The sequence below is a fragment of the Streptomyces sp. NPDC026538 genome (assembly GCF_055567535.1).
In genome coordinates this window covers 568,223-579,660 of the sequence record NZ_JBVHQG010000004.1, presented here as the reverse complement: position 1 = coordinate 579,660, position 11,438 = coordinate 568,223, and the positions used below count along the sequence as shown (strand labels likewise).

11 protein-coding genes are annotated in these 11,438 nt (G+C 69.0%); 6 read left to right on the top strand and 5 right to left on the bottom strand.

Annotation, left to right across the window (positions count from 1 at the left end):
* Window positions 1-10: 10 nt before the first annotated feature.
* The 5 genes from ACZ4N4_RS19590 to iolD all read right to left on the bottom strand — a co-directional run bounded on the left by ACZ4N4_RS19590 (window position 11) and on the right by iolD (window position 6,233).
* A complete protein-coding gene (locus ACZ4N4_RS19590; protein WP_351705783.1) occupies window positions 11-898 on the bottom strand; it encodes a carbohydrate ABC transporter permease in 888 nt (295 codons plus the stop codon).
* The gene (locus ACZ4N4_RS19585) at window positions 895-1,875 is read right to left on the bottom strand and encodes a carbohydrate ABC transporter permease (protein ID WP_453567914.1); all 981 of its coding nucleotides are present in this window, start codon (window positions 1,873-1,875) and stop codon (window positions 895-897) included. The genes ACZ4N4_RS19590 and ACZ4N4_RS19585 overlap by 4 nt, the downstream gene beginning before the upstream one ends.
* A 9-nt stretch (window positions 1,876-1,884) precedes the next feature.
* Complete coding sequence (locus ACZ4N4_RS19580) at window positions 1,885-3,198, bottom strand: ABC transporter substrate-binding protein (RefSeq protein WP_453567916.1); 1,314 nt, start codon at window positions 3,196-3,198, stop codon at window positions 1,885-1,887.
* A gap of 348 nt (window positions 3,199-3,546) precedes the next feature.
* On the bottom strand, window positions 3,547-4,332 hold the full coding sequence (locus ACZ4N4_RS19575; RefSeq protein WP_467590257.1) for a GntR family transcriptional regulator: 786 nt from the start codon (window positions 4,330-4,332) through the stop codon (window positions 3,547-3,549).
* 29 nt (window positions 4,333-4,361) lie between these two features.
* Window positions 4,362-6,233: a 3D-(3,5/4)-trihydroxycyclohexane-1,2-dione acylhydrolase (decyclizing) gene (iolD, locus tag ACZ4N4_RS19570; RefSeq protein WP_467590254.1), complete on the bottom strand. Its 1,872-nt coding sequence runs from the start codon at window positions 6,231-6,233 to the stop codon at window positions 4,362-4,364.
* Between the two features lie 311 nt (window positions 6,234-6,544).
* On the opposite strand from iolD, the gene ACZ4N4_RS19565 reads away from it, so the two are divergent.
* The 6 genes from ACZ4N4_RS19565 to ACZ4N4_RS19540 all read left to right on the top strand — a co-directional run bounded on the left by ACZ4N4_RS19565 (window position 6,545) and on the right by ACZ4N4_RS19540 (window position 11,437).
* The gene (locus ACZ4N4_RS19565; RefSeq protein WP_453567923.1) at window positions 6,545-7,564 is read left to right on the top strand and encodes a sugar ABC transporter substrate-binding protein; all 1,020 of its coding nucleotides are present in this window, start codon (window positions 6,545-6,547) and stop codon (window positions 7,562-7,564) included.
* Complete coding sequence (locus tag ACZ4N4_RS19560; protein ID WP_450758468.1) at window positions 7,564-8,640, top strand: ABC transporter permease; 1,077 nt, start codon at window positions 7,564-7,566, stop codon at window positions 8,638-8,640. The genes ACZ4N4_RS19565 and ACZ4N4_RS19560 overlap by 1 nt, the downstream gene beginning before the upstream one ends.
* 4 nt (window positions 8,641-8,644) lie before the next feature.
* Window positions 8,645-9,556, top strand: coding sequence for an ATP-binding cassette domain-containing protein (locus ACZ4N4_RS19555; RefSeq protein ID WP_467590251.1), 912 nt, complete (start codon window positions 8,645-8,647; stop codon window positions 9,554-9,556).
* Window positions 9,557-9,559: 3 nt separating this feature from the next.
* Window positions 9,560-10,462 carry a sugar phosphate isomerase/epimerase family protein gene (locus tag ACZ4N4_RS19550; RefSeq protein WP_467590248.1) on the top strand — a complete coding sequence of 301 codons (903 nt, stop codon included), beginning with the start codon at window positions 9,560-9,562 and terminating at the stop codon, window positions 10,460-10,462.
* Window positions 10,463-10,577: 115 nt separating this feature from the next.
* Complete coding sequence (locus ACZ4N4_RS19545; protein WP_453567931.1) at window positions 10,578-10,766, top strand: hypothetical protein; 189 nt, start codon at window positions 10,578-10,580, stop codon at window positions 10,764-10,766.
* 119 nt (window positions 10,767-10,885) lie between these two features.
* The gene (locus tag ACZ4N4_RS19540) at window positions 10,886-11,437 is read left to right on the top strand and encodes a hypothetical protein (RefSeq protein WP_467590245.1); all 552 of its coding nucleotides are present in this window, start codon (window positions 10,886-10,888) and stop codon (window positions 11,435-11,437) included.
* Window position 11,438: the final 1 nt, after the last annotated feature.

The window sequence follows — 11,438 nt, the reverse complement described above, 5'->3', positions numbered from 1 at the left end:
GGAGGCCGGGTCAGCCCTTGGCGGAGCCCAGGGTCAGACCGCTGACGAACTGCTTCTGGAGCGCGAAGTACACGACCAGCGTCGGGATCGCGGTGAGCAGCGAACCGGCGGCGACCAGGTTCGGGTCGGTGAAGTACTGGCCCGAGAGGTTGTTCAGCGCCGAGGTGATCGGCATGTTCTCCCCGGTCGAGATCAGCACCAGGGCCCAGAAGAAGTCGTTGTAGATCCAGATCGACAACAGGGTCGCCAGGGCCGCCATCGCCGGCCGGCACAGCGGCAGCGTGATCTGCCAGTACAGCCGCCACACCGACGCGCCGTCCACCAGCGCGGCCTCGGTCAGCTCGTGCGGCAGCGACCGCATGTAGTTGCTGAGCACGAACGCGCAGAACCCGGACTGGAACGCCACGTGGATCAGCACCAGGCCGAGCGCCGAGTCGTACAGCTTGCCGCTCTGCGTGATGCCCGGCAGGTTCGTCAGCAGGTACAGCCGGTACAGCGGGGTGATGATGACCTGCTGCGGCAGCAGGTTGCCCGCGGTGAACACCAGCAGCAGCGCCAGGTTGAGCCGGAAGTCGAAGCGGCTGACGTAGAACGCGACCATCGACGACAGGAACAGCGTGAGCAGCACGGCCGGGACCGCGATGATCAGCGTGTTCATGAAGTAGTGGGTCATGTCCGACTGCGTGAACGCGTTCTTGAAGTTGTCGAAGTTCAGCGTGTGCGGCCAGGACACGTAACCGCGGTCGCTGGTCTCGCTGTACGGGCGCAGCGCCGAGAAGATCGCCCACAGCAGCGGGGCGAGCCACGCCAGCGCCGTGACGGCGAGGAAGACGTGCAGCAGGACGCGGGCCGGACGGATCGGGGTGCGCTGTTTGGCCAGCGCGCTCACGGTGCTCATGCGCGCCGCTCCTTCCGGAAGGTCGCGATCAGATACGGGATGATCACGATCAGGGAGATGAACAGCAGCACCACCGCGATCGCCGAGCCGTAACCGATGCGGCTGGACTCGCCGATGATGTTGTTGGTCACCAGGATGGAGAGCAACTCGGTGCCCTGGGCGCCCTTGTTGAAGACGAAGACCAGGTCGAAGGCGCGCAGCGCCTCGATGATGGTGACGACCAGGACGACCGTGTTGGTGGGCCGCAGGGTCGGGAAGATGACGTTCTTGAACGTCTGCCACTCGTTGGCGCCGTCGAGGGCCGAGGCCTCGCGCAGCGACGGGTCGACGCTCTTCAGACCGGCCAGGTACAGGATCATCATGTAGCCGGCGTGCCGCCAGGACGCGGCGATCAGGACCGCCCACAGGTTGAGCTTCGGGTCACCGATCCAGTCGATGTAGTGGCCCGGCTTGTTGGCGCCGATGATGCTGTTGATCAGGCCCGTGTCCGGGTTGTAGATCAGCTGCCAGACGAACCCGATGCACGCCATGGAGATGACGACCGGCAGGAAGAACGCCGTCTGGTAGACCCGCGTGAACCGGATCCTCTTGTCCAACTGCACGGCCAGGAAGAGGCCGAACGGCGTCGGGATCAGGATGAGGACGACGAACCAGATGACGTTGTGCTGGACCGCGGGCCAGAACTGCGGGTTGTCGCTGAAGAGTTGCTGGAAGTTGTCGAACCCGACCCACTTGATGGAGTCGAAGCCGATGCCGTCCCAGGTGGTGAAGGCCAGCAGGATCGAGGCGAGTGCGGTCACCCAGACGAGCAGGACATGGAGAACCGTCGGCACGCCGGCCATGAAGGCCAGCGTGATGCGGTCGCGGCGGGTCAGCAGGCGCTTGTGCCCCTGCCGGACCCGCTTGTTCTCGGACGCGCGCCCAGGAGGCGGCACGGCGGCCGCCTCCTGGGACTTCGTGGTGGTTTCAGTCGTCATTCAGCAGGCTCACTCGGACGCGAAGATGGTCTTCTTCTGGCGCTCGATCGACGAGAGCAGGCTGTCGACGCCCTTCGGGTTCTGCAGGAACTTCTGCAGGCCGGGCTGCATCACCGTCGAGGTGAAGTCCGGGCGGGAGTCGCGGTCCATGAACTGGGTGAGGCTCTTGGCGTTGCTGATCATGTCGTACGCCTTCTTCTGCAGGGCGGAGTACGACGAAGTGTCCGCCTTGGAGGAGGCGGCGACCACGCTGGAGTCGGCCTTGAGGTAGATCTGCTCGGCCGCGGGGGTGCCGAGGTACTCCATCAGCTTGAAGGCGCCGCTCTTGTTCTTCGGGGCCTTGCTGACCATGTAGCCGTCGGTGGGCGCCTCGACGGTGTCCTGGCCGTACGCGGAGTTGATCTCCGGGAAGGCGAAGAAGTCGAGGTCGTCCAGGTCGGCCTTGTTGGTGAACTGCTGGGCCACGAAGGAGCCGAGGAGGTACATGCCGGCCTTCTTGGAGACCAGGCTCTGCGCGGCGTCCTGCCAGGTGCGGCCCATGAAGCCGTCCTGGTGGTAGGGGAGGATCTCGGCCCAGTGGTCGAAGACGGCCTTGACCTTCGGGTCGGTCCACTCGGCCTTGCCGCCCATCAGGTCGACGTGGAAGTCGTACCCGTTGATGCGGAAGTTGAGCTGGTCGAAGGTGCCCATCGCCGGCCACGCGTCCTTGTCGCCGAACGCGATCGGGACCAGGCCGTCCTTCTTCATCTGCTTGCACAGGGCCACGAAGTCGTCCCAGGTGGTGGGGACCTTGTAGCCGTGCTGCTGGAAGACGCTCTTGCGGTAGAAGATCGCCCAGGGGTAGGTGTCCAGCGGCACGAAGTAGTACTTGCCGTCCTCGCCCTTGCTGAGCTTCTTCATCGCGTCGGGGAAGCCGTCGCCGATCTTGTCCCAGACCTCGTCGATCGGGGTGGCGAGGCCCTTCTTCGCGAAGAACTGCATCCGGTACCCGGCGAACCAGTTGAACACGTCGTCAGGCGTGCCCTGCAGGTAGGAGTTGATCTGCTCCTGGAAGGTGTTGTGGTCCTTCGTGTTGACGTCGACCGTGATGCCCGACTGCTTCTTGAAGGTCGCGTACATCTCCGCGTAGGCCTTCTTCGGCACGGCGTCCGAGCCGTTGGAGCCAAGAGTGACCGTCTTCGGGTCGGAGGAGGACCCGCTGCCGCCGCACGCGGACAGCAGGGGTATGCCGGCACCGGCGAGGAGGGCGGCCGAACCGGCCCCACGCAGAACGTTACGGCGGCTCGGACCCGGCAGGTGAAGACCGGACGGGGAGATGCGCATGGCGGCTCCTGAGTAACAGGGTTCGGCAAGGGGAAGAGTTGGTCTTCGAAAGGTCCCGAAACCGATCAGAAACCAACTCGGCCGAACATCGTGGGCGCAATAACAGCCGCTTGTCCGCTCATGCGTCAATAGCCTGCGTCCCTCTCACCCGTCTCTTGCCCGAAACGTAATCGACATGGTTGCCTGCCGGTTTGTTGAACAGGGGGGTGCGACCGAGCCCCCAGGGGGCGAACTCCGTGGGCGCCCGTGTGCGGGCGTGTTGGTTTCCCGTGGCGGGACCAGCGGTTAAGCCCGCGGCGGCCGCACCGCCACGCGCCGTTCCACGCGCCGTTCCGCGCTCGGCTCGCCCTAGGGCCGTACGAGTAGCTGGAAGTCGAAGGCGTACCGGGACGCCCGGTAGACATGGCTGCCGTACTCCACCGGCCGCCCGGTGTCGTCGTAGGCCGTGCGCCGCATGGTGAGCAGGGCGGCGCCCTCCTTCTCGTCGAGGCGGCCGGCCTCCTCGGCGGTGGCGCTGCGGGCGCCCACGGTCTGCCGGGCGCTGTGCAGGGTGATGCCGGCCGTGCGCATCATCCGGTACAGACCCGTCGACTCCAGGCGTTCGGTGTCGAGCTCGAGCAGGTCGGCGGGCAGGTAGTTGCAGAGGAACGCCACCGGCTGGCCGTGCGTGCAGCGCAGCCGCTCCAGCACGATCACCTCCGCGCCCTCCGCGATGCCGAGCGCGGCGGCCACCTCGGCGGTCGCCGGGATCCGCTCGTTGCGCAGCACCCGGGTGGTCGGGCCCTGCCCGGCCGACTCCAGGTCGTCGTAGAGGCTGCTCAGCTCCAGCGGCCGCTTGACCTGGCTGTGCACCACCTGGGTGCCCACGCCCCTGCGGCGCACAAGGAGGCCCTTGTCGACAAGCGACTGGATGGCCTGGCGGACCGTGGGCCGGGACAGGCCGAGCCGCACCGACAGGTCGATCTCGTTGCCCAGGAGGTTTCCCGGAGCCAGCACGCCGTGCTCTATGGCCTCCTCCAACTGCTGGGCGAGCTGGTAGTAGAGCGGTACGGGACTGCCGCGGTCCAGGGCGAAGTCCAGGGAGTCGAGCGCCGAGACGGTCGCGGTGCGGGCGGAACCACCGGTTCGGGCCACCGGGACACCTCCTTCCGGGGATCGTGGGTTCACAGGTGCCGGCGGCGGCCGGCGACCTGTCGGTCGTAGTCCTCGCGGGCCCGTACGGCGGCCTCGCGGGTGGCGGTCTCGGCGACCGGCACGTCCCACCAGGCCTCAGCCCCGGGAGCGGTGGGCGCCGGGTCCGTCTCGACGTACACGCAGGTCGGCCGGTCGCTCGCCCGGGCCGCCGCGAGCGCCTCGCGCAGCTCCCGCACGGTCTTGGCGCGCAGCACCTCCATGCCGAGGCTGGCCGCGTTGGCGGCGAGGTCGACCGGCAGCGGGGCGCCGCCGAAGGTGCCGTCGGCGGAGCGGTGGCGGTAGGCGGTGCCGAACCGCTCGCCGCCCACCGACTCGGAGAGGCCGCCGATGGAGGCGTACCCGTGGTTCTGGATCAGCACCAGGTTGACGGGCAGGCCCTCCTGGACCGCGGTGACGATCTCGGTCGGATTCATCAGGTAGGTGCCGTCGCCGACCAGCGACCAGACCACGGTGTCCGGGGCGGCCTGCTGGACGCCGATGCCGGCCGGGATCTCGTAGCCCATGCAGGAGTAGCCGTACTCCAGGTGGTACTGGCGCGGCGAGCGGGCCCGCCAGAGCTTGTGGAGGTCGCCCGGGAGCGAGCCGGCCGCGTTGATGACAACGTCGCCATCGCCCACCACCGCGTCCAGGGCGCCCAGCACCTGGGTCTGGGTCGGCACCGCGTCCTCGTCGTCCGCGCGGTAGGCCGCCGCCACGACGGCCTCCCAACGCTCCTTGCCGGCCCGGTACTCGGCCTCGTAGTCCGCGGCCACCCGGTGCCCGGCGAGCGCCTCCGTGAGGGCGTCCAGCCCCGCCAGCGCGTCGCAGACGAGGGTGCGGGCGGACAGCTTGTGCGCGTCGAAGCCGGTGATGTTCAGGTTGAGGAAGCGGACGTCCGGGTTCTGGAAGAGGGTGCCGGAGGCCGTGGTGAAGTCCGTGTACCGGGTACCGACGCCGATGACCAGATCGGCGGTGCGGGCGAGGTCGTCGGCGACGGCGGTCCCGGTGTGGCCGACACCGCCCAGGTCGGCCGGGTGGTCGTGGCGCAGCGAGCCCTTGCCCGCCTGGGTCGAGGCCACGGGGATGCCGGTGGCCTCCACAAGGGCCCTCAGGGCGTCCTCGGCGCGGCTGTGGTGGACTCCGCCGCCCGCCACGATCAGCGGCCGCTCAGCGGCCCGTACGGCGCTCACGGCGGCCGCCAGCTCGACCGGGTCGGGGGCGGGCCGCCGGACCCGCCAGATCCGCTCGGCGAAGAACTCCTCGGGCCAGTCGTACGCCTCCGCCTGAACGTCCTGCGGAAGGGCCAGGGTGACCGCGCCGGTCTCGGCCGGGTCGGCGAGCACCCGCATGGCGTTCAGCGCGGAGGGGATCAGCGCCTCGGGGCGGGTGATCCGGTCGAAGTAGCGGGAGACCGGGCGCAGCGTGTCGTTGACGGAGACGTCGAACTCGACCGGGTGCTCCAGCTGTTGCAGCAGCGGGTCGGGCGCGTGGCTCGCGAAGTAGTCGCCGGGGAGCAGCAGCACCGGCAGCCGGTTGACGGTGGCGAGCGCGGCGCCGGTCACCAGGTTGGTGGCGCCCGGGCCGATGGACGTGGTCACCGCCTGTGCGGAGAGCCGGTCCAGCTGGCGGGCGTGGCCGACGGCCGCGTGCACCATCGCCTGCTCGTTGCGGCCCTGGTGGTACGGCATGACGTCGGCGTACTCCAGGAGCGCCTGGCCGATCCCGGCCACGTTCCCGTGGCCGAAGATGCCCCAGGTGCCGGCGATCAGCCGGTGCCGGACGCCGTCGCGCGCGGTGTACTGGGCGGACAGGAACCGCACCAGTGCCTGGGCGACGGTCAGGCGGGTGGTCGGCTGGCTCATGGGGACCTCATTCGGGCGGTGTGGTGTGCAGGGGTACGCCGGGCGGGAGCGGGTAGGGATCGCGAGGCTCCCCGGGTGGGGCGGGATGCCTCTCAGGTGTAGATCGGGGCAGGTCGAACTGTCAATGGTTTGTACTTACATTCGGACCTGAGTGTGAAATGATGTCTTAACAAAGTATTGACAGCGGGCCGCGCAGGGACTTGTATCCCGTCCCAACGCACAGCACCGACCCGGACCGGCGCTTTCCGGACCGGGTCCAGGATCCTCATGGATTCCCTTTCTTTCCCGTCGCACAGTGAGGTGCAGGCAAGATGGACCGCTCATCCCGTATCCGTCCGCGGAGACTGGCCCCCTTCGTGGCCGTGGCCGTGGCGGCCACCCTGACCCTCGCCGGCTGCTCCAGCAGCTCCGGCGGAAAGAAGTCGGAGGAGGGCGGTGCGTCCGCCGCCGCCGGCAAGGCGAGCACCCCCCGCATGACGGTTGCGCTGGTCACCCATCAGGCGCCCGGCGACACCTTCTGGGACATCGTCCGCAAGGGTGCCGAGGCGGCCGCCGCCAAGGACAACGTCAAGCTCGTCTACTCCGCCGACCCGAACGCCGGCAACCAGGCCAACCTGGTGCAGAACGCGATCGACCAGAAGGTCGACGGGATCGCCGTCACCCTTGCGAAGCCGGACGCCCTGAAGGCCGTCATCGGCAAGGCGACCGCGGCGAACATCCCCGTCGTCGGGCTCAACTCCGGTGTGAGCGACTGGAAGAAGCTCGGCCTGCTGGAGTTCTTCGGCCAGGACGAGACGGTCGCGGGCGAGGCGCTCGGCAACCGGCTGAACACGGAAGGCGCCAAGAAGGTCGTCTGTGTCATCCAGGAGCAGGGCAACGTCGGCCTCACCCAGCGGTGCGACGGTGTGAAGAAGACGTTCTCGGGAACGACGGAGACCCTGTACGTCGACGGCACGTCCCCGACCTCGGTCAAGTCCACGATCACCGCCAAGCTCAAGACGGACGGCTCCATCGACCACGTGATCACGCTCGGCGCCCCCATCGCGCTGATCGCCGTGCAGTCGGTGTCGGACGCGGGCAGCAAGGCGAAGATCGCGACCTTCGACCTGAACAAGGACCTGACCGGCGCCATCAGCAAGGGGACCATCGAGTTCGCCGTGGACCAGCAGCCGTATCTGCAGGGCTACCTGGCGGTCGACTCGCTGTGGCTCTACAAGAACAACGGCAACTACATGGGCGGCGGTGAGCAGCCGGTGCTGACCGGGCCGGCCTTCGTCGACAAGTCCAACGTCGACAAGGTCGCCGAGTTCGCCGCGAAGGGCACACGGTGATCGGTATGAGCCAGCAGGCACAGCCGGCGGTGGCCACACCGCCGGCCCCCGGCCCCAAGGAGAAGGACGGCCGTACCGCACAACGCCCCCTGGTGCTGCGGGTGCTGGCCCGTCCGGACGTGGGCGTCTTCCTCGGCGCCGTCGCGGTGTACGTCTTCTTCCTGATCGCGGCCCCGCCGGTGCGCGAAGCCAGCTCGATGGCGAACATCCTGTACCAGTCGTCCACCATCGGGATCATGGCGCTGCCGGTGGCCCTGCTGATGATCGGCGGCGAGTTCGACCTCTCGGCCGGTGTCGCGGTGGTCAGTTCGGCGCTGACCGCGAGCATGCTCAGCTACCAGCTGACCCTGAACGTGTGGGTGGGCGTGATCGTCGCCCTGATCGTGTCGCTCGCCATCGGTGCCTTCAACGGCTGGATGGTGGTCAGGACCGGGCTGCCCAGCTTCCTGGTCACCCTGGGCACCTTCCTGATCCTCCAGGGCGTCAACCTGGCCGTCACCAAGCTGGTCACGGGCAACGTCGCCACCGACGACATCAGCAACATGGACGGCTTCGACCAGGTCAGGAGCGTTTTCGCCTCCTCCTTCCACATCGGCGGCGTGGAAGTGAAGATCACCATCGTGTGGTGGCTGGTCTTCGCGGCGATCGCCACCTGGGTGCTGCTGCGCACCAAGTACGGCAACTGGATCTTCGCGGTCGGCGGCAACAAGGAGTCGGCGCGGGCCGTCGGCGTGCCGGTGACCTTCACCAAGATCTCGCTGTTCATGCTGGTCGGCTTCGGTGCCTGGTTCGTCGGGATGCACCAGCTGTTCTCCTTCAACACGGTGCAGTCCGGCGAGGGCGTGGGCCAGGAGCTGATCTACATCTCCGCGGCCGTCATCGGCGGCTGCCTGCTGACCGGTGGTGCGGGTTCGGCGATCGGCCCGGTCTTCGGTGCGTTCATGTTCGGCATGGTGCAGCAGGGCATCGTGTACGCCGGCTGGAACCCGGACTGGTTCAAGGCCTTCCTCGGCGTCATGCTGCTCGGCGCCGTCCTGATCAACCTGTGGGTCCAGCGCACCGCGACCAGGAGGTGACCCGATGACAGACAACGGAACCGGAACCCACGGCGCCGTCCTCCAGGACACGGCACCCGCCGAGGGCGCCCCGATCGTCGAACTGCGCGACGCGGGCAAGTCCTACGGCAACATCCGCGCCCTGCACGGCGTCGACCTGAAGGTCTTCCCCGGCAAGGTCACCTGTGTGCTCGGTGACAACGGCGCCGGCAAGTCCACCCTCATCAAGATCATTTCGGGGCTGCACCAGCACACCGAGGGCGACTTCCTCGTCGACGGCGAGCCGGTGCGCTTCACCACCCCCCGCCAGGCCCTCGACAAGGGCATCGCCACCGTCTACCAGGACCTGGCGACGGTCCCGCTGATGCCGGTGTGGCGCAACTTCTTCCTCGGCTCCGAGATGACCAGGGGCCCCTGGCCGGTCCGGCGTCTGGACATCACCAGGATGAAGGAGACCGCGGACCGCGAACTGCGCAACATGGGCATCATCCTGGACGACCTGGACCAGCCCATCGGCACCCTCTCCGGCGGCCAGCGCCAGTGCGTGGCCATCGCCCGCGCCGTCTACTTCGGCGCCCGGGTGCTGATCCTGGACGAGCCCACCGCCGCCCTCGGCGTCAAGCAGTCCGGCGTGGTCCTGAAGTACGTCGCCGCCGCCCGCGAACGCGGCCTCGGCGTCATCTTCATCACCCACAACCCGCACCACGCCTACATGGTCGGCGACCACTTCAGCGTGCTGCGCCTGGGCACCCTCGAACTCTCCGCCGAGCGCAGCGAGATCACCCTCGAAGAGCTCACCAACCACATGGCGGGCGGTGCCGAACTCGCCGCCCTCAAGCACGAACTGTCCCAGGTCCGCGGAGTCGACACCGAGGAACTCCCGGAAGAGGAGGACCTCACCGCCCCCGCGGTGACCGGTCCGGAAGGAAAGTCCTGACCCATGGTGAACGCCCTCGACCGCATCCGCGTCGGCTCGGCCCCCGACTCCTGGGGCGTCTGGTTCCCGGACGACCCCCAGCAGGTCCCCTGGGAACGCTTCCTCGACGAGGTCTCCGAGGCCGGGTACTCCTGGATCGAGCTCGGCCCCTACGGGTATCTCCCCACCGACGCGGCCCGCCTCACCGACGAGATCGCCCGGCGGAACCTGAAGGTCTCGGCCGGCACGGTCTTCACCGGACTGCACCGCGGGCCGGCCGTCTGGGAGTCCACCTGGGAGCACGTCAGCCAGGTCGCCGCGCTCACCCAGGCGATGGACGCGAAGCACCTGGTGGTCATCCCGTCCTTCTGGCGGGACGACAAGACCGCCGAGATCCTGGAGCCGCACGAGCTGACCGGGGAGCAGTGGGCCCACCTCACCAAGGGCATGGAACGGCTCGGCCACGAGGTCAAGGAGACGTACGGCCTGGACATCGTCGTCCATCCGCACGCCGACACCCACATCGACACCGAGGACCACGTGGAGCGCTTCCTCGACTCGACCGACACGGACCTGGTCAACCTCTGCCTGGACACCGGCCACTACGCCTACTGCGGCGGCGACAGCGTCAAGCTGATCGAGACCTACGGCGAGCGGATCGGCTACCTCCACCTCAAGCAGGTGGACCCGGCGATCCTCGCCGACGTCCAGTCCAAGGGCACCCCGTTCGGGCCGGCCGTGGCCCAGGGCGTGATGTGCGAACCTCCCACCGGGGTACCGGAGCTGGGCCCGGTGATGGAGGCGGCGCAGCGGCTCGGTGTCGACCTGTTCGCCATCGTCGAGCAGGACATGTACCCCTGCGAGCCGGACAAGCCGCTGCCCATCGCGGTGCGCACCCGGCAGTTCCTGCGGTCCTGCGGCGCCTGAGCCCGGGAACAGGCGTCGCGACCCGGACGTTCTTCGGGACGACGGCACGAAACCGGACTCCGCCGCGGCGGTCACCATGCCGCCGCGGCGGGCGACACGGGACATGGGGTCGAGGATGACAGACGAACAGCACGCGGAGCCGGACGTCGACGCGGCTGCCGAGGTGTTGCGGCACCAGCGGTTCGGGGCGCTGCCGGAGCGGATCCGCCCGGAGGACATGGTCGAGACCACGCCGGCGATCCGGCACGACCCGGACCGGGAGGCCTACGACCCGGACGAGTTCGCGATGCGTTACGGCCTCTGAGCCGCCGGGACCGGGACCGCGCCGTGGGCGAGCAGACTCTCGGCGCAGTCCAGCACGGTCTCCCGGGCCGGGCGCGGCCGCCAGTCCAGCAGCCGCGCCGCCTTCTCGGTGCTGTGCCGATGGCGCCGGCCCAGGGCCGGGGTGATCTCGCGCAGCGCGGGGTCCCGGAAGCGGAGCCGCACGGCGAAGTCCGGCAGCCGACGCGTCGGCACCTGCTGTCCGCGCTCCCCGAGGCCATCCCGCAGGAACCGCGCGACGTCCGCCATCCACACGAACTCACCGGTGGCCGGGAACCGTTCGCCGGGGCGGCCGGGGAGGTCATCGCCCTGAGGTGGTCGACCAGGTCCCGGACGCCCACCACCCCCAGCCCGACGCGCGGCACGCCGGGCAACGCCCCGGAGAGCATCCGGGCGACGATCCCGACGGAACCGGCGACGTTCGCCGTCAGCACCGGCCCGAACACGGCGCCGGGCAGCACCGTGGCCGGCTCGGTCGGCCCGTCGTGCCCCCGCATGTACTCCCACGGACGCCTTCGGGCGGCGCTCGGCGTCCTGTGGCGGATCGACCCGGCGCGCGGCGACGCCGAGGCGCGGGCGGCGCGGATCCTGCGGCTGATCGTGGACGGGCCGCGGGACCAGGAGGGGTCCGTCGGGGAGTCCGGCGGGGAATGAC